The sequence below is a fragment of the Streptomyces sp. NPDC051555 genome (assembly GCF_044454405.1).
GTDB lineage: Bacteria > Actinomycetota > Actinomycetes > Streptomycetales > Streptomycetaceae > Streptomyces.
The window spans coordinates 673,275-694,873 of record NZ_JBITDP010000002.1 but is presented as its reverse complement, the minus strand read 5'-3'; the positions used below and the strand labels follow the sequence as shown (position 1 = coordinate 694,873).

The 21,599-nt window shown below is 73.0% G+C and carries 22 protein-coding genes; 16 read left to right on the top strand and 6 right to left on the bottom strand.

Annotated elements, in window-relative coordinates:
- The 10 genes from ACIBEA_RS07315 to ACIBEA_RS07270 are packed head-to-tail and all read left to right on the top strand — an operon-like array spanning nucleotide 1 to nucleotide 10,238.
- A complete protein-coding gene (locus tag ACIBEA_RS07315) occupies nucleotides 1-255 on the top strand; it encodes an acyl carrier protein (RefSeq protein ID WP_354384042.1) in 255 nt (84 codons plus the stop codon).
- The gene (locus ACIBEA_RS07310; RefSeq protein ID WP_399258830.1) at nucleotides 252-1,430 is read left to right on the top strand and encodes an acyl-CoA dehydrogenase family protein; all 1,179 of its coding nucleotides are present in this window, start codon (nucleotides 252-254) and stop codon (nucleotides 1,428-1,430) included. The genes ACIBEA_RS07315 and ACIBEA_RS07310 overlap by 4 nt, the downstream gene beginning before the upstream one ends.
- Nucleotides 1,423-2,505, top strand: coding sequence for an acyl-CoA dehydrogenase family protein (locus ACIBEA_RS07305; RefSeq protein ID WP_399258829.1), 1,083 nt, complete (start codon nucleotides 1,423-1,425; stop codon nucleotides 2,503-2,505). Before ACIBEA_RS07310 ends, ACIBEA_RS07305 begins: the two co-directional genes overlap by 8 nt.
- Entirely contained in the window at nucleotides 2,502-3,194 is a 693-nt protein-coding gene (locus tag ACIBEA_RS07300; protein WP_399258828.1) for a 4'-phosphopantetheinyl transferase family protein, read from the top strand. Before ACIBEA_RS07305 ends, ACIBEA_RS07300 begins: the two co-directional genes overlap by 4 nt.
- The gene (locus ACIBEA_RS07295; RefSeq protein ID WP_399258827.1) at nucleotides 3,187-4,152 is read left to right on the top strand and encodes a hypothetical protein; all 966 of its coding nucleotides are present in this window, start codon (nucleotides 3,187-3,189) and stop codon (nucleotides 4,150-4,152) included. The genes ACIBEA_RS07300 and ACIBEA_RS07295 overlap by 8 nt, the downstream gene beginning before the upstream one ends.
- Entirely contained in the window at nucleotides 4,142-5,722 is a 1,581-nt protein-coding gene (locus tag ACIBEA_RS07290) for an amino acid adenylation domain-containing protein (RefSeq protein ID WP_399258826.1), read from the top strand. Before ACIBEA_RS07295 ends, ACIBEA_RS07290 begins: the two co-directional genes overlap by 11 nt.
- Nucleotides 5,719-7,281 (top strand): AMP-binding protein, encoded by a 1,563-nt coding sequence (locus ACIBEA_RS07285; RefSeq protein ID WP_399258825.1) that lies wholly within the window; start codon nucleotides 5,719-5,721, stop codon nucleotides 7,279-7,281. Before ACIBEA_RS07290 ends, ACIBEA_RS07285 begins: the two co-directional genes overlap by 4 nt.
- Nucleotides 7,278-8,531 carry a type III PLP-dependent enzyme gene (locus ACIBEA_RS07280; RefSeq protein ID WP_399258824.1) on the top strand — a complete coding sequence of 418 codons (1,254 nt, stop codon included), beginning with the start codon at nucleotides 7,278-7,280 and terminating at the stop codon, nucleotides 8,529-8,531. Before ACIBEA_RS07285 ends, ACIBEA_RS07280 begins: the two co-directional genes overlap by 4 nt.
- The gene (locus tag ACIBEA_RS07275; protein ID WP_399258823.1) at nucleotides 8,524-8,988 is read left to right on the top strand and encodes a cobalamin B12-binding domain-containing protein; all 465 of its coding nucleotides are present in this window, start codon (nucleotides 8,524-8,526) and stop codon (nucleotides 8,986-8,988) included. Before ACIBEA_RS07280 ends, ACIBEA_RS07275 begins: the two co-directional genes overlap by 8 nt.
- Entirely contained in the window at nucleotides 8,985-10,238 is a 1,254-nt protein-coding gene (locus ACIBEA_RS07270; protein ID WP_399258822.1) for a methylaspartate mutase, read from the top strand. Before ACIBEA_RS07275 ends, ACIBEA_RS07270 begins: the two co-directional genes overlap by 4 nt.
- A gap of 73 nt (nucleotides 10,239-10,311) precedes the next feature.
- On the opposite strand, the gene ACIBEA_RS07265 is transcribed toward ACIBEA_RS07270, so the two are convergent.
- Entirely contained in the window at nucleotides 10,312-10,797 is a 486-nt protein-coding gene (locus ACIBEA_RS07265; protein ID WP_399258821.1) for a VOC family protein, read from the bottom strand.
- A gap of 321 nt (nucleotides 10,798-11,118) precedes the next feature.
- Between ACIBEA_RS07265 and ACIBEA_RS07260 the strand changes: the two genes are divergently transcribed.
- Entirely contained in the window at nucleotides 11,119-12,651 is a 1,533-nt protein-coding gene (locus tag ACIBEA_RS07260) for an FAD-dependent oxidoreductase (RefSeq protein ID WP_399258820.1), read from the top strand.
- A gap of 140 nt (nucleotides 12,652-12,791) precedes the next feature.
- Here the strand turns inward: ACIBEA_RS07260 and ACIBEA_RS07255 are convergent, their stop codons facing one another.
- Both ACIBEA_RS07255 and ACIBEA_RS07250 read right to left on the bottom strand, forming a co-directional pair.
- The gene (locus ACIBEA_RS07255; RefSeq protein WP_399258819.1) at nucleotides 12,792-13,649 is read right to left on the bottom strand and encodes a hypothetical protein; all 858 of its coding nucleotides are present in this window, start codon (nucleotides 13,647-13,649) and stop codon (nucleotides 12,792-12,794) included.
- A gap of 150 nt (nucleotides 13,650-13,799) precedes the next feature.
- Nucleotides 13,800-14,861, bottom strand: a complete 1,062-nt coding sequence (locus ACIBEA_RS07250; RefSeq protein WP_399258818.1) for a helix-turn-helix transcriptional regulator — start codon at nucleotides 14,859-14,861, stop codon at nucleotides 13,800-13,802.
- Between the two features lie 130 nt (nucleotides 14,862-14,991).
- Between ACIBEA_RS07250 and ACIBEA_RS07245 the strand changes: the two genes are divergently transcribed.
- Together ACIBEA_RS07245 and ACIBEA_RS07240 are read left to right on the top strand one after the other, a co-directional pair.
- On the top strand, nucleotides 14,992-15,456 hold the full coding sequence (locus tag ACIBEA_RS07245) for a GNAT family N-acetyltransferase (RefSeq protein ID WP_399258817.1): 465 nt from the start codon (nucleotides 14,992-14,994) through the stop codon (nucleotides 15,454-15,456).
- 76 nt (nucleotides 15,457-15,532) lie between these two features.
- Nucleotides 15,533-16,261, top strand: a complete 729-nt coding sequence (locus ACIBEA_RS07240; RefSeq protein WP_399258816.1) for a GNAT family N-acetyltransferase — start codon at nucleotides 15,533-15,535, stop codon at nucleotides 16,259-16,261.
- Nucleotides 16,262-16,267: 6 nt separating this feature from the next.
- Here the strand turns inward: ACIBEA_RS07240 and ACIBEA_RS07235 are convergent, their stop codons facing one another.
- Nucleotides 16,268-16,669 carry a VOC family protein gene (locus ACIBEA_RS07235; protein ID WP_399258815.1) on the bottom strand — a complete coding sequence of 134 codons (402 nt, stop codon included), beginning with the start codon at nucleotides 16,667-16,669 and terminating at the stop codon, nucleotides 16,268-16,270.
- Between the two features lie 116 nt (nucleotides 16,670-16,785).
- Between ACIBEA_RS07235 and ACIBEA_RS07230 the strand changes: the two genes are divergently transcribed.
- The 3 genes from ACIBEA_RS07230 to ACIBEA_RS07220 all read left to right on the top strand — a co-directional run bounded on the left by ACIBEA_RS07230 (nucleotide 16,786) and on the right by ACIBEA_RS07220 (nucleotide 19,681).
- Entirely contained in the window at nucleotides 16,786-17,550 is a 765-nt protein-coding gene (locus ACIBEA_RS07230) for a TetR/AcrR family transcriptional regulator (RefSeq protein WP_399258814.1), read from the top strand.
- Nucleotides 17,551-17,726: 176 nt separating this feature from the next.
- Complete coding sequence (locus tag ACIBEA_RS07225; RefSeq protein WP_399258813.1) at nucleotides 17,727-19,013, top strand: ClC family H(+)/Cl(-) exchange transporter; 1,287 nt, start codon at nucleotides 17,727-17,729, stop codon at nucleotides 19,011-19,013.
- Nucleotides 19,014-19,198: 185 nt separating this feature from the next.
- The gene (locus tag ACIBEA_RS07220) at nucleotides 19,199-19,681 is read left to right on the top strand and encodes a DedA family protein (RefSeq protein WP_399258812.1); all 483 of its coding nucleotides are present in this window, start codon (nucleotides 19,199-19,201) and stop codon (nucleotides 19,679-19,681) included.
- A gap of 130 nt (nucleotides 19,682-19,811) precedes the next feature.
- Here the strand turns inward: ACIBEA_RS07220 and ACIBEA_RS07215 are convergent, their stop codons facing one another.
- Both ACIBEA_RS07215 and ACIBEA_RS07210 read right to left on the bottom strand, forming a co-directional pair.
- Nucleotides 19,812-20,219 (bottom strand): FKBP-type peptidyl-prolyl cis-trans isomerase, encoded by a 408-nt coding sequence (locus ACIBEA_RS07215; RefSeq protein ID WP_399258811.1) that lies wholly within the window; start codon nucleotides 20,217-20,219, stop codon nucleotides 19,812-19,814.
- Nucleotides 20,220-20,388: 169 nt separating this feature from the next.
- Nucleotides 20,389-21,459 (bottom strand): tetratricopeptide repeat protein, encoded by a 1,071-nt coding sequence (locus ACIBEA_RS07210; protein WP_399258810.1) that lies wholly within the window; start codon nucleotides 21,457-21,459, stop codon nucleotides 20,389-20,391.
- Nucleotides 21,460-21,599 lie beyond the last annotated feature (140 nt).

Below are 21,599 nucleotides of genomic sequence, written 5' to 3'. Positions count from 1 at the left end.
ATGGATGCCCGCTTTGCCGAGATGCTCACGCCCTTCCTGCCCTTTCTCGGTGACCAGGAGATCACTCCCGACACGCAGCTCCGGGAGCTGGGGCTCGATTCCATGCAGGCCATCGAGCTGATGTTCGCGCTCGAAGACACCTTCGGCGTGGAGCTCCCCGACGAGGCCCTCACCGAGGAGACCTTCACCACCGCGGGCAGCCTGTGGAACGCGGCCCTCGGCGCGATGCCCGCCGGTGCGGCGGAGTCGGCATGAGCGACTTCGACGGTCAGGCCCTGACCGAGGCGCTGCGCCGCGTCGGCGAAGTGGCGGAGAAGGAGGCCGGCCCCTGTGACGAGGCCGCCGCGTTCCCGACCGCCGTCCTCGACGCGCTGCGCGACACCGGGCTGCTCGGCCTCGCCGTACCCACCGCGCACGGTGGCATGGGCGGCGGCGTGGACCAGGTCCTGGACGCGGGCATCGCCCTGGGCCGGGTCGACATGTCGGTGGCCATGATCTTCACCATGCACTGCCAGCAGGTCGCCGCCCTCGTGCGCCACGCGAGCCCCCGACTCGCGGAGGAACTGCTCCCGCAGATCGCCGCCGGGCGGCTCTACCTGGCCTCGGTGACCACCGAGGCCGGCAAGGGGGGCCACCTGCTGACGGCCACCTCGGAGCTCACCGCAGAGCCGGGCCGGCTGGTCATCGACCGCTTCGCGCCCATCGTGACGGGCGGCGCCCACGCGGACGGCTTCCTGATCACCATGCTCAGCCCCACCGCCCGCTCCCCGCACGAGGTCTCCCTCGTCTTCGCCCACCGCGACCAGCTCGACATCGAGGTCTCCGGCGACTGGGACCCGCTCGGCATGCGGGCCAGCCACAGCGTGGCCATGCGGCTGACCGGCCAGGTGCCGGAGCACCAGGTCATCGGCGAGCACGGCCAGTTCCGCAAGATCGTGCTGGACACCTTCGGCCCGCTGGCCCACCTCGGCTGGGCGGCGAGCTGGCTCGGTACGGCATCGGGCGCCTTGTCCCGGGTGCTGCGCCTGCTGCGCAGCCCCGCCGGCCGCAAGAGCACCAACCTCGACTCCGAGCTGCTGCTGACCAGGCTCTCGACCGCCCGGCAGCGTCTGGACACCGTGCACGCGCTGCTGCGGCACACCGCCGCCACCCTGGCCCGCGCGGCCGAGGAGGGCGACGACCTGTCGCGCCCCAAGTACCAGATGCTCATCAACGCCCTCAAGATCACCGCCTCCGAGGAGTGCCACCGGACCATCGAGGACCTCGTCGACGCGGTGGGCCTGCGCCACGGCTACCTCAAGGGCTCGCCCACCGGTCTCGAACGGGCCCTGCGCGACCTGCGGTCGGCGGCGCTCAACTACAACAACGACCGGTTGCACCTCGCCGACGGCAGGCTCGCCCTGCTCGACCCGGAGGTCAACCTTGCCTGAACTGCCCACCGGGCCGGGGGGCGGCGTACGGGAGGTCCTCTCGACCCTCGCCGCCTCCGGCACGCTCCGCGAGCTGTACGGGAAGGAGCCCACCGGCCGCCTCGATCCGCTCCTGCTGCGGCGGCTGCTCGCCGACGCCGACGCGAGCGGCCCGCAGGGCACCGTCCTCGCCCTGCTGGTCCAACTGGCCACGGCGATACCGCTCCTCGCCGACGCGGCGGCCACCCCGGTCACCCGGGAGGTGCTGCGCGCCGCCCTGGAGGGCGAGACGCTGCTCGCGCTCGCCGCCACCGACGCGGCGGCCGCCGGTTCCGACCTGGCCGCGTTGGGGACGACCGTGGACCTGAGCGACCAGGACGGCGACCTGGTCGTCAGCGGGGTCAAGCGGTGGGTCACCTCCGCCCTGAGCGCCGACCACGCCCTGGTCCTCGCCCGGCACCGGCCCGGCCGCCACTTCACCAGCTTCACATGGGTCCTGGTCCCGCTCGACGCCCCCGGTGTCACCGTGCGTCCGGCGGACACCGACCTCTTCCAGGGCTCCGGCGTCGGTGACGTCCACCTCTCCTCCGTCACCCTGCCCCGCACGCACCTCCTCGGCCGCCCCGGCCGGGGGCTCGCCCTGTTCGCCCGGCACCTCGCGGTCGAACGCCTGGCCTCGGCGGCCTGGGCGATCGAGCTGTGCCGCCGGGTCGTCGGCGACACGGGACACCACCTGGCCGGCCGGCTGCTCGACGGCGTCCCGCTGCGGAACTCGCCGTCCGTACGCCAGCGCCTCGCCGCCTGCGCCGTACAGGTCAGCGCCCTGCACGCGCTGTGGATGCAATCCCACGAACGGATCGCCACGGACCGCGACGCCACCGCCGCCGCGGTGCTCAAGGCGCTCTCGGGCACCACCGTGGAACGCGTGCTGAACGAGTGCGGCCAGTTGCAGGGAGCGGACGGTTTCGGCCGTGGCGGGATCCAGCAACTGCGCGCGGAGGCAGCCGTGTTCGGCATCGGCGGCGGCGCCACCGAAGTCGTCCTCGACACCACGGCCGAGCGGCTCGACCAGGTACTGGCCGGGCTGACGCCGTGAACGCCCCGACCACCCTCCAGGAGAACACCCGCCTGGACATCGAGGCCGCACCCGGCATCCTGGTCACCCTGGAGATCGGCGGCGCCCCCGCCGCGGACCACCACGGCCTCACCGACCAGGACCTCGTGCGGGCCCCGGACATGCCCGACTGGCGGTACGCGGAGTACCTCGCCGGCAGGCGGGCACTGCGCCGGCTCCTGGCCGCGCACATCCCCGAAGCCCGCGAGGCCACCGTCGCGTACACGCCGCTGGGCCGGCCGCACCTTCCGCGGTGGCCCCGCATCGGCATCAGCGTCAGCCACGACGCGGACGCCGTCGCCGCCTGCGTCGGACTCGACCACGCGGTCGGCGTGGACGTGCAGTACCCGCCCACCACCGTGCACCCCGCCATGCTGCGCCACAGCGCCAAGGACCGCGCCGAGGAGCTGGCCCTCCTGCCCGTGGGGCCGCGGGCCACGGAGCTGGCCTGGATGTGGACGGTACGGGAAGCCGTCCTCAAGAGCGCGGGGACGGGGCTCGCGGGCGGCGTCTGGTCCGCCGACGTCGCCCCGTACGCCCCGCACGGCGCCTGGGGGCCCTACCGGTGGGTGGCCCTGCGGGACCGCTCGCCGATCCCGCTGAGCTGCGCCTTCACGGCGCCTTCCGGACCAGACCCACGAACGACAGCACCAGGAGAACCGCGTGAGTGAGACCCCAGCAGCGACGCCGGACCGGGCGGAGCTGAGCTGTTACACCGCGAGCCTGGTCGCCTACCTCGAACCCGGCACGCCCGACATCAAGGACAGGCTCGCGCGGTCCGTCCGGCTGTCGGTGCGCACCGACTCCCCGGACGGCGGGCTGGCGTTCTCGCACCACGCGCGGGTCGACATCGACGACCAGGGACGCGGCCTCGCCTACCGGGGCGCGCAGGACTGGGAGGCGGCGCGCACCGCGCTGGACGCGGAGTCGGCGCTCCACGGCCGCGTCCTCGCGGTCGGCAACACCCGCCACCTGCCCTGGTCGCCGATGTACGAGACGGTCGGGACACCGCACTGGGTGGTCGTGAGCCGCCGCGCCGAAGGGCAGTGGTCCGTCAGCGACGCCTTCGAGGCCCTCACCCCGCACGGCAGCCAGACGCCCTACGCGGGGATCCTCGACGACCGGGAACTGCGCGGCGCCCTGACCCCGCTCGGCCACGCCGCACCGCAGGCCGTCAGCCGCGACCGGCACGCCCTCGGCGAGGAGGTCGCCCTGCCCCCCTACACCGGGTACCGCTGGCTCGAACTCGACGCGGCGCCGCGCCCCGCCGCCCCCGAAGGCACCTGGGTGCACGGCCTGCTGCCCGCGTTGCGCCACGTCGCCGACCAGGTCTGCGCCGACCCCGACGCGTTGGCGCGCTATGCCGACGACATCTGGACCGCCGCCCGCCACCAGCGCTTCCGCCTGGCATCCGTGCGGGGCGCCGAGGAGGCGTCCGCCGCCTGGGGCGCCCTGCCGCAGGCCGTGCGCTTCGGCATCGCCTCGGCCGAGCGCGGCCGGTTCCGCGCGGGCGCGGTCGAGAAGGCGTTCGCCCAGGTCATCGCCATGGTGGAGCAGCTGGAGGCGGCGGGCGCGGCGGAGCCGCAGTACGCCGGCGCGCGGCAAGGAGGAGCGGACCGTGACGTCTGACCGCGGACTCTACGGGCGGTTCGCCGCGACGGCCCGGCGGCACCCCGATGCCGTGGCACTGGACATCGACGGAGCCCGCCTCACCTACGCCGAACTGGAAGCCGTCGCGGGACGGTTGGCCGGCGCACTCGTGAGCGCCACCGGCGGCCGGGTGCCCCGCCGGGTGGGCCTGCTCGCCCTGCGCAGCCCGACCGCGTACGCCGGCTACCTCGCCGTCCAGCGGCTCGGCGCCACCGTGGTGCCGCTCCACCCGGACTTCCCCCCGTCCCGCACCGAGACCGTCGTGGCGGCGGCCGAGCTGGACTGCGTACTCGCGCAGCCGCAGTACGCCGACGTCGCCCTGCCCGTCCCGGTGGTGGCCCCCGACGCCGTCGCGACGGGCGGGGACCGCACGGATGCGACGGACCCGACGGGCCACGCGCCGCTCGCACCGGTCGTCGAAACCGACCCCGAGGACGTCTGCTACATCCTGTTCACCTCCGGGTCGACCGGCACCCCCAAGGGCGTGCCGATCCAGCAGCGCAGCATCGCCGCCTACCTGGACCACGTGATCGACCGCTACGGCATCGGCGTCGGCGACCGGCTCTCCCAGACCTTCGACCTCACCTTCGACCTCTCCGTCTTCGACCTGTTCGCGGCCTGGGGGGCGGGGGCCACCCTCGTCGTGCCCGGCCCGGGCGAACTCATGGCCCCCACCCGCTTCGTGGCCCGGGAGCGCATCACCCACTGGTTCTCCGTCCCCTCCGTGATCTCGCTCGCCCAGCGGCTGCGCGGGCTGAGCCCCGACAGCATGCCCACGCTGCGCTGGAGCCTCTTCTGCGGCGAGCCGCTGACCACGGCCCAGGCCGGGGCCTGGCAGGCGGCCGCACCCGCCAGCGTGCTGGAGAACCTGTACGGCCCGACCGAACTGACCCTGAGCTGCACCCAGTTCAGACTCCCGGCCGAAACGGACCCGCAGCTGCCCGCGGGCGGCACCGTACCGATCGGGGCGCTCCTGCCCGGCCTGGAGCAGCTCGTCGTCGGTGAGGACGGCCGCCCTGCGGACGAGGGCGAGCTCTGCGTGCGCGGCGTCCAGCGCTTCCCGGGCTACCTCGACCCCGCCGACAACACCGCACGCTTCTACCGGTACGAGGCCGGGGACGACCACGCCGTCCTCGCCGACCCGTCGGGACGGCCCGACGCGGACCTCTGGTACCGCACGGGGGACCGGGTCCGCCACGGTGAGGACGGCCTCGGCCACCTGGGGCGCCTCGACCACCAGGTCAAGGTGCGCGGCTACCGCCTCGAACTCGGTGAGGTGGAGAGCGAGTTGCGCGCCCACCCGCTGGTCGCGGACGCGATCGCGATGGTCCTTCCGGGCCGCCGCGGCGAGACGCGGCTGGAGGCCGTCTGCACGGGGGAGGGCGTCGACGCGGCGGACGTGCTCGCGACGCTGCGCGCCCGACTGCCCGAGTACATGGTCCCCGCGGCGCTGACCGTGCTGACGGACCTACCACTGAACGCCAACGGGAAGGTGGACCGCAGCGCCCTGCGGGACCTGCTCGTCACGACCACCACCCACGCAAGGTGAACGGGGAAGAGAGCTTGAACAGCCAGGCCACGAGCCACACCATCCACTCGCTACTGGACGCCGCCGTCGCCGAGGTGCCCGGGTCCGCGGCGATCCGGGACGCCACCGGCACCTGGACCTACCGCGAACTCGACGCCGCGAGCCGGGGGTTCGCCGCCTGGCTGCGGGGCCAGGGCATCGGCCGGGGGGACCGCGTCCTGGTCCAGCTGCACAGCAGCCGCGAACTGGCCGCCATGTTCTACGGCACCTCGCGCGCGGGCGCCGTCTTCGTCCCGCTGAACCCGGCGATGAAGGAGTTCCACCTCACGTCGGTCCTCGACAACGCGGAGCCCGCCCTCGTCATCACCGACGCCCCGCGGGCCGCGCTCCTGCGGCGGATCAGCTCCGCCCCCGTGCACGACCTGGCCGACGTGTGGCCCAAGGCCGAAGGCTCCCACGACGACTACGGCGACGGCGACGACGTCGACGGCCGCTCGACGTCGGACGCGGAGCCGGATCCCGTACGCGCCGACGACCTGGCCGTCCTGATCTACACCTCCGGGAGCACCGCCGCCCCGAAGGCGGTGATGTGCCCGCAGTCGCAGGTGGCCTTCGCCTCCCGCGCCCTGACCGAGGGGCTGGGCTACCGGTCGGACGACGTCGTCTTCTGCCGCTTCCCCATGTCCTGGGACTACGGCCTCTTCAAGGTCCTGATGGCGTGCATCGCGCGCTGCCAGATCGTCCTGGCCGACGGCGAGTCCGACTTCGTCCTCCTGAAGCGCATGCGCGAGACCGGGGTGACCGTCGTCCCGATCGTCCCCTCGCTCGCCAGCATGATCACCCGGCTGGCCGGCCGCGACACCGAACCGGTGTCCACCGTACGGATGTTCACCAACACCGGCGCCGCCCTGCCCCAGGCCACCATCGACGCCCTGCGCCAGTACTTCCCCGGCGCGAGCGTGGTCCGGCAGTACGGCCAGACCGAGGCCAAGCGCATCACGATCATGCCTCCCGCGGAGGACCGGGAACGCCCCGAATCCGTCGGCCTGCCGCTGCCGGGCACCCGGGTGCTGATCCTGGACGCCGACGGCGATCCCGTTCCCACCGGGGAGATCGGCGAGATCGTCACCGCAGGCCCCCACGTGATGGCCGGTTACTGGCGCAACCCCGAGGACACCGCCAGGTCCTTCCGCCGCGACCGCAGCAGCGGCGAGCCGCTGCTGCACACCGGCGACTACGGACACCTCGACGCCGACGGATACCTCTACTTCAACGGCCGCCGCGACGACATGTTCAAGCACAAGGGCTTCCGCATGAGCACCGTCGAGATCGAGAGCGCCGCCATGGACATCCCCGGCGTGCGCGCCGCGGCCGTACTACCACCCGGCGACGGGCACGGACTCGCGCTGTTCGTCGAGAGCGACCTCCAGGCCCAGGAGGTCACCGCCGAACTCACCAAGCGCCTCGAACTGCCGAAGGTACCCACGACCTGCCGCGTCCTGACCGAGTTCCCCCTCACCCTGCACGGCAAGAACTCCCGCGCCGCACTGACGGCCCTGCTCCAGGGAGGGGCCCAATGAGCACCGACACCCCGTTCGATGAACTGGCACGGACGCACGGCACCCCGCTGTACGTCTACGACATGGACCGGCTCGACGCCGCCCGCCGTGACCTCGTCAGCTGGCTGCCCGACGGGTGCGAGGTCTTCTACGCCCTCAAGGCCAACCCCCACCCGGAGCTCGTCCGGGCCCTGCGCGGGCCCGACGGGCGCGGCTGCCGGGCCGAGATCAGCTCGACCGGGGAACTGGCCGCCGCCCTGGAGGCCGGGCACGCCCCCGAGGACGTCCTCTACACCGGTCCCGGCAAGACCGCCGGCGAGCTGTGCGAGGCGATCGGCCTCGGCGTGCGCCTCTTCTCCGCCGAATCGCTCACCGACCTGGAGCACATCGGTGCGGCCGCCCTGGACCAGGGGACCGTCGCCGACTGCCTGCTGCGGATCAACAGCGTCACGGCCAGCGCGGCCAGCGGCGTCAGGATGACGGGCAAGCCCACCCAGTTCGGCATCGACAGCGAGACGATCGAGGACCTGGCGCCCCGGCTGCTCGCCGTGCCGGGCACCACCATCGCGGGCCTGCACCTGTTCTCCCAGAGCAACGCGGCCGACGAGGCGGCGCTGATCGGCGAGTTCCTGCACACCATCGAGCTGGCCGCGCACATCGAGCGCCAGCTGGGGATCCCGCTGCGGCTGCTCGACATCGGCGGCGGTTTCTCCGTCCCCTACGGACAGCACGGCGAGCGGGCGGCCTACCCCGAGCTGCGCGCGGAGCTGGAATCCGGCCTCGACGCGCACTTCCCGCGCTGGCGCGAGGGCGCTCCCCGGCTGGCCGTCGAATCGGGCCGCTACCTCGTGGGCGACTGCGGCACCCTGCTGGCCTCGGTCAGCAACGTGAAGGTCAGCCGCGGACGGACCTTCGTCGTCCTCGACGCCGGCATCAACACCTTCGGCGGGATGTCGGGCATCGGACGCATCCTGCCGGTGTCGGTCCGGCCGGCCCCCGACGAGCGGGACACGCAGCGCGCGTCGCTCGCCGGACCGCTGTGCACCCCCGGCGACATCCTCGGGCGGGAGATCGAACTCCCGGCCGGACTGGCCCCCGGCGACCTGATCGCCATCCCCAACACCGGTGCCTACGGGCCCACCGCCAGCCTGCTGATGTTCCTGGGCAGGCCCGCCCCCGGCGAGGCGGTCGTACGGGGCGCGGAGGTGCTCTCCGTTTCCCGCATCGAGCACGTACGTACCTATCGAAAGGTGGCCGAGACCAGTGGCTGACCAGCGGACGCGCGCCAGGCAGACGGTCATCGTGACGACGGTGGCCTCGGACTCCCACACCTGGAACCTCGTCTTCATCCAGCTGCTGCTGGAGGAGATGGGCTACGCCGTGGTGAACCTCGGCCCCTGTGTACCCGACGAGGTGCTGGTGGACCGGTGCGTCGAAGTCCGCCCCGCCTTCGTGGTGGTGAGCAGCGTCAACGGCCACGGTGCCCAGGACGGGCTGCGGGTCATCGGGAAGCTGCGGGCCGTCTCCGAGCTGGCCGACACGCCGATCGTGATCGGCGGGAAGCTCGGGGTGAAGGGAGCGGACGGCGCCAGCGCGCAGCAACTGCGGGCGGCGGGCTTCGACGAGGTCTTCCACGACGACACCGACCCGGCGAGCGCCCTGCGGCTCTTCGCCGCCTCGCTGCCCCTGGCGGAACCGGACCTGGACCTGGTCCAGAGCGCCCGGTGAGCGAGCGGCAGGCAGGGGGCTTCGGGGCGTTCGTCCAGGCCGCCGCGGCGCGCGACCAGCTCGTCGTGCAGCCCCGCATGGGCTTCAGCGACCCGGTGGCCATGCGCACCGGGCTGGCCGCGACGCGCGGGGTCGCCGGATGCAGCGTCGGCACGATCACGATCGACGCCCACACCCGGGTGGGGCACCTGGCCGCCGCGGAGAGCGCGCTGCGCGAGGGGACCGACCTCAACGGCTACCCGCTGGTGAGCCACTCCCTCGACACCACCACCCGGGTGCTGTCGGGCATCCGGGGCGACGACTTCCCGGTACAGGTCCGCCACGGATCGGCCAATCCGCTCGACATCTTCCGCGCCCTGCTCGCCGCAGGGCTGGAAGCCTCGGAGGGCGGCCCCGTCTCCTACTGCCTGCCCTACGGCCGGACCCCGTTGTCCGAGTCCGTCCGCAACTGGGAAAGGAGCTGCGACCTCTTCGCGCAGCTCCGCGACACCGGCCTGGAACCACACCTGGAAACCTTCGGTGGTTGCATGCTCGGCCAGCTGTGTCCCCCCAGCCAACTCGTGGCCATCAGCGTGCTGGAGGCCCTCTTCTTCGCCCAGCACGGAATCCGCAGCGTCTCCGTCAGCTACGCCCAGCAGACGAACCGGGAGCAGGACCACGAGGCCATCGTGGCCCTGCGCCGGCTGTGCGGCGAGCTGCTGCCCGTCGCCGACTGGCACGTCGTCGTCTACGCCTACATGGGCGTCTACCCCGAGACGCACGCCGGCGCCTACCGCATCCTGGGCGACGCGGCGGAGTTGGCCACCGCCGCGGGCGCCCAGCGCCTGATCGTCAAGACGACCGCCGAGTCCCGGCGCATCCCCACGATCGAGGAGAACGTACGCGCCCTGGAGTACGCCTCCTGGGCGTCCGCCCGGGTCTCCCCGCCCACCACGGACGAGCCCGCGGACTCCGCGACGTACGAGGAGGCGGCGACGCTGGTCCACGCGGTCCTGAACCTGGACCCCGACCTGGGCCGCGCCCTGCTGCTGGCCTTCCGCAAGGGATACCTGGACATCCCCTACTGCCTGCACCCGGACAACCGGGGCCGCACCAGGGCCTACATCGCCCCGGACGGCCGCCTCGAATGGGCCGAGACCGGCTCCCTCCCCCTCCCCGCCCCCTCCCGCCCCCGCGCAGCCACCCGCGTCACCGCGGCCGCCCTCCTCCAGGACCTCACGTACGTCCGCCGCAAGTTCGACGCCCAGTGACCCGGGCCAACCAGGTCGGGCCGGTAGCCCGGATGTCGGCCGGTCGGCGGGGTGGTCCGCCGGCCCGGTCCGGTCACCTGGCGGCGGCCAGGCGGCGCCGGAGCTCATCCTCCGGGACGTCTTCCAGGTGGGTCAGAAATACCCAGATGTGCCCCGAAGGGTCCTTGAGGATGACGGTGCGGTCGCCGTGGAACATGTCCGTCGGCGGCTGGAGGATCTCGGCGCCGGCAGCCTCGGCCCGATCCGCCAGGCTGTCGACGTCCGGCACGTAGACGTGCAAGGTGACGGACGTGCCTCCGCCGAGCGAGGTCGGCGCGGCGAAGGATCCGGCCTCCGCCGGATCCGCGCCGGCGTCGCCCAGCATCAGCGCCGACCGCCCGATGGTGACCTCGGCGTGCAGGATCCCGCCGCCCGGAGCATCGATCCTGATGTCCTCGCGGGCGCCGAACGCCCGCCGGTAGAAGTCGATCGCCGCGTCGGCGTCATCGACCATGATGTGCGGGATCACGGCGTAGCGGTAACGGTCGGGGGTCTCGATGGGGGCTGTGCGCTCGGTCATGGCGAAGCTCCTTGAAAGGGCGCCGCTGGGCGCTTCCCGCGGCTCTGGAACGAACCTAGAAGCTCATGTTTGGTTGAGGTCAAGCGCCGAACCCGGCCGCTGGCACTACTGCGGCGCTGGGCGGCCACCTGGAGTTCCGCTCAGGCTCTGGCCGGGCATCGGGCCTGGAAGCGGATCCGTGACACCGCCCGACTCTCCCGCTCCCGCGACGGTGTCGGTGGTTTGTCGGGGTTGTCGGAGGGATGTCGGCGGGAGTTGACACCTTGGAGAGGTCCTGCCGGACAGACCCGTCCGGTTCGGCGATCCAGGAGGAGATCTCTCGTGCATGACGTAGTGATAGTGGGAGCCGGTCCGGTCGGTCTGGCCCTCGCCTGCGAGCTCGGCCTCGCGGGCTGTTCCGTAGTGGTGCTCGAACGGGAGACGGAGACCGGCTCACCGTTCAGGGCGGCCCCCCTCGGCAGGCGCGGGCTGTCCGCCGCGTCGGTCGAGGCGTTCTACCGGCGCGGCATGCTGGAGTCGTTAGTGACGGCGTCGGGGACCCAGGAGATGTTCGGCGCGGCCCCCGAAGCGGGCGCGCCGCAACGCCCCCGGTTCGGCGGCCACTTCGCCGGCATGATGCTCGACGGTTCCCTGATCGACGCCGACTCCCTGCCGTTCCGACTGCCCAGCCCGGCACAGGAATCCCTGGCGACGGACCTCGAAGCGGTCGAGACGGTGCTGTCCGAGCAGGCGGCCAAGTTCGGCGTGGAGATCCGGCGCGGCGTCACGGTCTCGGCCGTCTCCCAGAACGGCGAAGGCGTGGTCGCCCGAGCCGGCGAGGACACCTACGAGGCGCGCTGGCTCGTCGGCTGCGACGGCGGACGCAGTACGGTGCGCAGGCTCGCGGGCTTCGAATTCGTCGGCACCGAGCCCCAGTTCACCGGATACACCATGCTGGCCGATCTCGCCGACCCGGAGCAGGTCAGCCCGGGATTCCACCTGACGCCGACGGGCATGTACATCCGGCTGCCCGGCGCCGGTTACTTCGCCATGATGGACTTCGACGGCGGCGCCTTCGACCGCTCCCGGCCGCCGACCCGCGAGCACCTCCAGGAGGTCCTGCGCCGCGTGTCCGGTACCGACGTGACCGTCGACGAGGTCCACATCGCCTCGTCCTTCACCGATCGGGCGATGCAGACGACGGCCTACCGCCGGGGCCGCGTGCTCCTCGCGGGCGACGCCGCCCACATCCATTCCCCCCTCGGCGGTCAGGGACTGAACACCGGCATCGGCGACGCCGTGAACCTGGGGTGGAAGCTCGGCGCGACCGTGCGGGGGCACGCGCCGGACGGGCTGCTCGACACCTACGCCGAGGAGCGCCATCCGATCGGTGCGGCGGTCCTCGATTGGTCGCGCGCCCAGGTGGCGACCATGCGGCCGGACCCCTACGCCCAGGCGATCCAGGCGGTGGTCCGCGATCTCATCGCCACCCGGGAGGGAGCGACCCACGTGTTCGAGAGGCTGTCGGGAGCCTGGATCCGGTACGACCTCGGCAGCGAGCACCCGTTGGTCGGCCGCAGCGCCCCCGACTTCGGCCTGGAGGACGGCACCCGTCTCGGCGACCTCATGGAGGACGGTCGGGGCGTCCTGCTCGACTTCAGCGCCGACCGGCGTCTGCACGCTTCGGCGACGGCCTGGGAGGACCGGATCCGGTACGCGGCCGGGACGGCGAGGAACGACCTCGGGTCGGGTGCCGTGTTGGTGCGGCCCGACGGTGTGGTCGCCTGGACCGGTGACCGCCACCCCGACGCGGAGGCCTTCGAGCGGGCCGCGACCCGTTGGTTCGGTGCTCCGGCCGCGGCGGGGCCGGCGTGACGCCTCCCCGCTGAGGGTGGGTTCCGCTCCGCGGGTGACGGTGGCGCCGCTGGTGTCCCCGGCTCCGGTCGGCGCACGCGGTACCGGTCCGGGCGGGGGAGCCCGGACCGGTACCGTCGGGAGCAGCGGGTCGGGACCCTTCAGCTCGCGCTCACCAGGACGCGGACCATGCCGCGCCCGGACGGCAGATCGGTGAGCGCCTTGCCCACGACGGCGCCGAAGGCCCGCTCCCGGTCGGTGACCCGGCACGCGTGACCGGTGGTCGCGGAGGTGGTGAGCAGGTCCCCGCAGTGGATGGGGGCCTTCGACGCGTCGGCCAGTACCCACAGCTTGCCCATCAGGGCGATGGGCGCTCCGCCCTCGTGGTCGTCGAGCACCATCGCCGGCTGGACTCCGCCGGCTCCGGAGACGATCCCGGCGACGCGGGCGTCGTACGCCCGGGAGCAGGGCGTGATCCGACCTCCGTCGTCGAGCACCACGACCATGCCCGGACTGACCGCCGCCGGGGCGGCGACGGTGAGGGCTTCTGCGTAGTCGGCGCCGGGATGGGTGATGCGGCCGGTCACGTGCACGTTGCCCTCGAAGTAGCCGGCCATCCCCTGCGAGAGGTTCACGCCGACCACGGCACCGTGTTCATAGGTGTGCGACACGCCGCGCACACCTTCGAACGTCTTGCTCTCGCCGTACACGCCCGCGCCGCTGCCCGGGTTGGGGTTGTCGTTGATGCCGACGACCCCGGCCGAGCCCAGCGCGTGGCTCACGCCGTGACAGCCTTCGCCCGCGCTGCTCTCGAACCAGCTCGCGTCTCCTCGGCCGTTGCTCTTGTCGTTGATGCCGACGACCGCCCCGTGTTCGGAGTGGCTCACCCCGCGGATGGCCTCGCCCTGGAAGCTCTCGCCCGCCAGCGCCTGACCGGGTCCGCGGTTGCTCACGGAGAAGGAGGTGTCGCCGCTCGCGGTTTCGCCCCGCGAGGGCTCGTTGAAGTTGATTTTCGTCATGGTGACTCCTGGGAAGGAGGGGAGGGGGGAGGGACCCCCGGTGGGGATCCGTGGATCCGGAGATCCGGGGATCCTTCTTCCACGGCTTCCATAGTGGGCCGGGCCGCCGGTGCCGCGACCCCCTGAAATCAGGGATGGACGGGCCCGGGATCAGCGGGTCAAGGCGGCGATGAGTTCGTCACGGCCACCCGCGCCCGTCTTGCGGAAGAGGGCCTTGAGGTGGTCGTTGACGGTGTACGGGGAGAGCCCCAGGTGCCGCGCGATCTGTTTGACGGCTTCCCCGGTGCGGAGCGCGCCCAGGGTGTCGCGTTCGCGGGGCGTGATGCCGTACCAGGCGCAGAACGACGGGAGGACGAGGTCCGCGACGGTTCCCTGGACGACGAGGGCGACGTCACCGGCTCCCTCCTCGTCGAGCGGCTCGCCGAGGAACGTCATCCATCGGCCGCAGACGGCCGGCGGCGTACAGACCAGCGGTGTCCACGCGTCGCCGTCCCGGGCGCGGGCCCGTGCGGAGAGGGAGAGGGCGACGAGGAACGGTTCGGTGACCCAGCCCGGGATGGTGTGCCCTCCCCGCAGCTGGCCCAGCCACTCCTTCGCCTGCGGACTGATCGCCTTGATCCGGTGGTCGCTGCCGACCGTGACCACTCCGGCGGCGAGCGGGGGAGCGGCGGGACAGAGCGGTCCCGCGGTGGCGTACCGCCGCAGGGCCGCCACCAGCGCGGGCCGTAGGCGCACCGCCCGCTGGACGTCGTCCTGTGTGAAGGGGCAGGCGCCCGCGCAGCGCAGCAGCGCGAGGGAGCCCCACACGCCGTGGACGTCCTCGATGAGCAGCCGGAGCTCGGAGCCGGCCCCGTGCTCGGCGAGGACCCGGCCGATCCACGGGTCGGGCGGACCGCCACCGGTCGGACCCACGACGGCGGCCGGGGTCCGCAGCCCGGCCAGCGCGGCCGGTCGGTACGGATCGCCGTCCAGGTAGCGGTGCATGACCAGTGCGGTGACCAGCGCGGGCTCGTACTGGTGCCAGAAACTGAAGCAGCCGAGGCCCAGCCCCGTCGCGGGATCGGTGGCCACCACGCTGAGCGCGTCGTGCGCGATGATCGGGCGCAGCACCTGGGACATCGCGGCCCCCGCGCCCTCGGGCCCAGCCTTCTGACTCGCGGCGGCGTAGAGATCGCGCGCCACGCGTCCGGTGTCGAAGAACGTGAGGGCCACTGACTCCCACTATCCCAGCGGTCGACCCCCCGCACCCGCCGAGCCCCACGGACCGGGCACCGGGCCCGGCGCGCCACCTGACCTGCGCCCCGCGGGCGGACGCCCCGGAGCGATTGCGTAGGGTGCGGCCATGCCGGACGCACTCCACTTGCAAGAGCTCACCCCAGAGAACTTCGACGCCGCGGTCGACCTGAAGGTCCGCCCCGACCAGGAGCACCTGGTGTCCTCCGTGGTGAGGTCGATCGCCGAGGCGTACGTGCATCCCGGCGTCGCCTGGCCCCGGCTCGTCTGCGACGGCGACGAGATCGTCGGCTTCCTCATGGCCTTCTTCGACATCGACTGGACCGGCGAGGGGGTCGACTTCCGCTCCGGGCTCTGGCGCCTGAACATCGCGGACGGGAAGCAGGGCCGCGGCTACGGGCGCTTCGCGGTGGAGGCCCTGGCGGCCGAGATCCGGCGCCGCGGCGGTACGCGGCTGACGACCACCTGGCACGCCGAGGCGGACGGTCCCGGAGACTTCTACCTCGGGCTCGGCTTCCGACCGACCGGCGAGACCAGCGGGGGCCAGACGGTGGGCGCGCTGGAACTGGCCTGAGCCCGGCCGCAGCGACCGGCGGTCGTGCCCGCGCGTTCCGTACGCTGGCCTGCACACATCCAGGCCAGGAGCAGCCGTGACCGTCCGCAGCAATGAGTTCGACCAGCCCATCGGCGAGCCGGTGCCCGACTGGTCACCGCGTCCGCTGCCCGGCGCGGTGACCCTCGAAGGCGCGTACTGCCGGCTGGAGCCGCTGGATGCGGACCGGCACGCGGCCGACCTCTTCGCGGCCTACTCCAGCGCTCCGGACGACCGGGACTGGACGTACATGTTCACCGGGTCGATCCAGGACGCGCAGGGCTTCCGGCGCTACGCCGAGGAGGCGGCGGCCGCGAGCGACCCCAGGCACTACGCGGTGATCGACCTCGACCGGGGCACGGCCGTCGGCACGCTCGCGTTGATGCGACAGGACCCGGAGATGGGCGTCGTCGAAGTCGGCAGCGTGATGTTCTCGCCGCTGATGAAGCGCAGTCCGCTCTCGACCGAGGCCCAGTACCTGGCCATGCGGTACGTCTTCGACGCGCTCGGGTACCGACGCTACGAGTGGAAGTGCGACAGCCTCAACGCGCCTTCGCGCACGACGGCGGAGCGCCTGGGATTCACCTTCGAGGGGATCTTCCGCCAGGCCGTCGTCTACAAGGGCCGCAGTCGCGACACCGCCTGGTTCTCCGTCATCGACGGCGAGTGGCCCGCCAACCAACGGGTCCTGGAGTCCTGGCTGTCACCCGACAACTTCGACGCCCGTGGAATCCAACGCCGGTCCCTGGCAGAAGTCCGCGCCGCCGCGGCCGCCGCCCGCGCGTAGGTCCGCTCAGCTCGCCGGACCGTTCGGGGCGGCCGCGTTCCAGTCGACGAGCTGGACGATGACGCCGTTGGGATCCCGGACCTGGAAGGCGCGCTCCCCCCACTCCTCCTCGGTCAGCGGCATGGTGATGGCGACGCCCTCGGTGCGCAGGCGGGCCAGCTCGCCTTCGAGGTCGTCGACCACGAACGCCAGGATCACGCCGTGGGCATGGTCGTCGCGCTGGTCGGCGGGCAGCGACGGCAGGCCGCGGCGCAGAAAGATGACGTTCATGCCGGCGTCCGCGCGCGTCAGGGACGCGAAGCCGTCGGCCGCCATCTCCTCGTGGAATCCGAAGTGCGCGGCGAGGAAGGCGCTGGACGCCGCGACGTCGTCGACGTTCAACGTGACGGCCGAAGAAGTGATCTTCATCGAATGCTCCTTGAGGCAGAAGTGGCGCGGAAAACGGGAGGCGCACGGCTGGGTCACTTTTTCGTACGTCGTACACTGTACGACGTACGGAGTTCGAATGCGAGGTACTTTTGCGCGTGACCACTGAACGCACCGGCGCTGGCGACCCGGCCCGCACGCTGCAACTGCTCTGGCGCGACGAGGCGACGCTCTCCCGGCGCGGCCCCCGTCAGAGGTTGACCATCGACGCCGTGGTGTCCGCGGCGACCGCCCTCGCCGACGCCGAGGGGCTCGCGGCGGTGACCATGCGCAGCGTGGCGAAGGCGCTCGGCGTGGCCGCGATGACGCTGTACACCTACGTGCCGGGCAAGGAGGAGCTGCTCGACCTCATGCTCGACGCGGCGTACGCCCGCATGCCCCGCACCGACACCTCGGGCCGGCCGTGGCGGGAGCGGGTGTCGGCCGTCGCCGGGGCGAATCGACAGCTGTTCGAGTCCCACCCGTGGGCGGCCACCGCTTCCACGGTCCGCCCGCCGCTGGGCCCCGGGCAGATGGCCAAGTACGAACACGAGCTGTCGGCACTGGACGGCTTGGGGCTGGGCGACGTCACCATGGACGCGGCGCTGACCTACCTGCTCGGCTTCGTGCAGGGATGGGCCCGCACAGCCGCGGACGCCCGCGCGGCGCGGCGGGACAGCGCGATGGACGACGAGCAGTGGTGGGCCGCCCACGCCCCCCTGCTCGCGCGCGTCCTCGACGAGCGCGCCTACCCGCTCGCCTCGCGCGTCGGCTCCGCCGCGGGTGCCGCGCAGGGCGGCGCCTACAGCCCCGAGCACGCGTACGCCTTCGGCCTGGAACGCGTCCTCGACGGTCTCGCCGCGCTCGTCGACGCCCGCGGCTGAGCCGATCGGTCGCTCTGCCGCCGGTGTTCCGGGAAGCGCGGGGTGACTCCGCGAGAGCCTGATCCGCTCGCCCGGTCGGGTCGCCGGTGGCTCCGTCACGGCGAGGTGCGCCGCGACGGTCGGGCGGGGGATGCAGGCTCGGCGGACGTCCTCGTGCGGCTCGGTGGAGGCAGTCCATGTCCATTGCCAGCCCCGGCCGCCGTCACACCGGCCGGGCCTTCGCGGTAGCGGCGGTGGCCGGTTCCCTGGTCGGCCTGGTCGGCGGCGGCTTCCGGTGGTGCCTCGCGCACGCCGAGGACCTGCGCGCTTCGATCCTGGAAGCCGCCGGTCCGGGCCCCGCGGGAGTGCTCGCCCCGGTGGCGCTCACCGCGCTGGGGGCGGCGCTGGCGTGCGCGATCGCCCAGGGCGTTCCGCACGCGGCGGGCAGCGGGATCCAGCACGTGGAGGCAGTGTGGCGCCGTGAGTCCGAGGCGCACCCGCTGTGGCTGCTGCCGGCGAAGTTCTTCGGCGGCCTCGTCGCGATCGGCTCGGGCCTGGTCCTGGGACGCGAGGGGCCGGTCGTCCACATGGGTGCGGCGATCGGGTCCGTGGCCGGCCGTCGTGCCCGGTTGGACCCCGGGGACGCCCGCCTGCTGTACACCGCGCTCGGTGGAGCCGGCCTGGCGGCGGCGTTCACGGCCCCGCTGGGCGGGTTGCTGTTTGTCTGCGAGGAGGTGACCCGCTCGATCAGGCCGCGCCTGGTGCTGTTGACGCTCGTCGGCACCGTCAGCGCGGTGGCCTGCTCCCGGTTCATCGTGGGGGGCGGCGCCGCGTTCCCGGTGCCGGACCTCGCGGCCCCACCGGTGTGGATGCTCGGGGTGTTCCTGGTGTTCGGCGTGACGGCGGGGGCGCTGGGAGCCGCGTACAGCGCGCTGGTCGTGGGGGCGCTGGCCGCGTGCGACCGCCTGACCAGGGTGCCGCTCACCGCCCGGGCCGCCTTCATCGGAGCCGTCGTCGGAGCGCTGATGGCCGTCGACCCGTTGCTGGCGGGCGGTGGCGACCCGCTGAGCGAGCGCCTGCTGGCGGGCGGCGGCATGACGATGGCGGCGCTGCTGGCATACCTGGCCGTCCGGTTCGTGGCGGGTCCCCTGAGCTATGCGGCGGCGACGCCCGGCGGGCTCTTCGCCCCGTTGCTGGCCCTGGGCGCACTGTGGGGGACGCTGGCCGAGGCCCTCGTCTCCCCGCTGCTGCCCGCCGGCGCGGCGAGCCCGGTGGCCTTCGCGGTGGTGGGGATGGCCGCCCTGTTCACGGGGGTCGTACGGGCCCCGCTCACAGGTGTCGTCCTGGTCGCGGAGATGACGAACGCCGGCTCCCTCGCCCTCCCGCTCCTCACCGCGTGCTTCGCCGCGCACGTGACCGCGGACCGCTGGGGGAGCGAGCCCATCTACGACAGCCTGCGCCGCCGGATGCTGCAACGCCCCTGAAGGGGTACGTGCCGCACTGATTCGGTTAGGGTTGCCTTGCCTGATGTGCGGGCAGGTAGGTTCGAGTTTCGGTGCGCCGGTGGCAGCCCGATGGGACGGAACGGGCAGGGGCAAGGTGCAGGTGCAGGTGCAGGTGCAGGTGCGAGACGGTGACAGGGACGGCGCGGAGCCCGCGAAGAGGCGTCGTGGATAAGATCGCGCTCACCGCCGGAGCCCTCTATGTCATCGTCCTGCTGCGCGCCGGAGGGACGTTCGCCATCGGATGGCTCGCCGCAGCCGGCGCCCGACGGAGCAGGTTCGCCGGGCGGACGTCCTCGGCGAAGTTCCAGCGCGCCGAGCGGGCGATCCAGCGGTGGGGCGCGCCGGTGGTGGCCGTCTCCTTTCTGACCGTCGGATTCCAGACCGCCGCCAACTTCATCGCGGGCAGCATGCGCATGCCGCTGCCGCGCTACCTCCCCGCCCTCTTCGTGGGCGGAGCGGCCTGGTCACTGATCTACGCGACCGCGGGGGTCGGCGTACTCGAAGTACTGGGAAGGCTCTTCGCGGAGCGGACGGCCCTCGGGGTGTCCGGCGTGGCCGTCCTCCTCCTCGTGGTGTGCGGGGCGGTGCTGTACCGCAGGCGAAAGGCCGTCCAGACCGCCGGCGACACCGCGGCCGACGACGCCTGATCTCGTTCCACGGGGGTGGACCGAGGGCGGGGCCGGCCGCCCCCGGGTCCCCACCGTCCACCTGCGCCACGACGCCCGGCCGCCCACCGCGGCGCGACGAAGGGGAGGCGAAGGGGAGGCGACGCCAGGGTCACTCGGCCTTGCTCCACCCGCCCGTGCTGGAATACGAGTTGAGCAGGTCCACCACGAAGACCAGGGTCGAGCCCGGCGGGATCAACGGTGAGGGCGACTGCTTGCCGTAGCCGAGGCGCGGGGGAACGATGATCTCGCGCCGACCGCCGACCTTCATGCCCTTCACCCCACGGTCCCAGCCCTTGATGACCTTGCCGCCGCCCAGGGCGAACTTGTACGGCTCGCCCCGGTCCCAGGAGGAGTCGAACTCCTTCCCGGACTCGAAGGTCACCCCGACGTAGTGGACCCTGACCACCATGCCCGGCTTCACCTCGGCCCCGTCGCCGACGACCAGGTCCCGGATGGTCAGCTCCGTAGGGGCCGCACCCTCCGGAACGTCGACCTCGGGCTTCGTCAGTTCACTCATCGCAGCCTCATCACTCTCCGTCGGCGGCCCCGCACGGACCGGCCGGACATAGGGGAACCCCCGTGCGGCGAAGGGTCACGCTACCGAGAATGCCGATCCCGGAGCGAGTCGGCGGAGGCGATGAGCCGTGCGTCGACCGCCGTCGCCGAAAGAGCCCACGAGCGGAGCCCTACTGCTTGGGCGCCCGCTGCTGGAGGGTGGTACTGCCGGCCACGGACGTGACGATCACGAAGAAGAACAGCGGAATCGCGAACGCGCTGAAGAGGGCGCTGCGCCACAGCACCAGCCCCACGGCCGTGTGGACGACGAGCAGCACGAGGGGGACCGTCATCCCGATGACCGGCCGGCAGCCGCGCGCCACCAGCAGGAGGGTGCGGCGCAGGTGGGGCGGGACGCGCCGGGCCTGCCACGCCAGCCAGCCTCCCCAGCCGCCGACGAGCACGGCCGCGCACGTCAGGTGGGTGACGAGGGCGTCGGCGCCGTCGGCGCCCGCACGCAGGTGGGCGGAGCCCAGCGCCACCGCTATCGATCCGACGAAGGCCACCCAGCGGGAGCCCATGAGCGTTCCCCAGGCCATCCTCTCCAGGTTGTAGCGGCCGTGGCGGTCGTCCCGGTCGAGGGCGGCGGACTGGACGAAGCCCTCGGCGGCCCGGGTCCACGAGCCGGGACGGAGCCATCGGCGACGCAGCAGGAGCAGCGAGAGGTTGTTGTGGGCCGTGCTGTTGTCCGGGTCCAGGCGCAGCGCCGTCTCGTAGGCCTGCTGGGCGACGCGGTAATCGCGGGTGTGGTGGGCGGTCACGCCGACGAGGACGTGCGCGTCGCTCTCCTCGGGGGCGAGGGCGACGGCCGTGCGGGCCGACTCGTGCGCGGCCCGCTTGTGCTTCCTGCGGACGCCGCGGTCCAAGGCGATGCCGAGGGTGTAGTGGCTCGCCCAGAGTTGCGGGGCGAGTTCGACGGCGCGCCGGGCGGATCCCTCGGCCCGCTCGTACTCCGTCAGGGCGAGCAGGACGTGGGTGCGCAGCAGCCAGGCGCTCACCGACTCGGGTGCGACGCGCAGGGCGTGCTCGACGGTGGTGAGCGCCTGCTGTTCATCGCCGAGGCGATGCCGGCAGCGGGCGAGCAGCACGAGGGCGGTGGCGTCGTCGGGGGCGCCGGCGAGGTGCTCCGCGGCGAGTGCGGCGGCCTGCTCGTGGCGCCCCAGCTCGAAGAGGGCGTCGGCCTGTTGCAGGGCCCGGCTCATCAGATCCTCTTCCGGTCGTGGGCGATGCCGAGCAGGTGCGGGACGAGGGCCCTGCGGAGACATCTGCCTGGAGGCTACGCTGCGCGGGCCGGCGCGCGGCGGCCGGGTGAAGCCCTGACCCGATGGCCTCCCACTCCTCG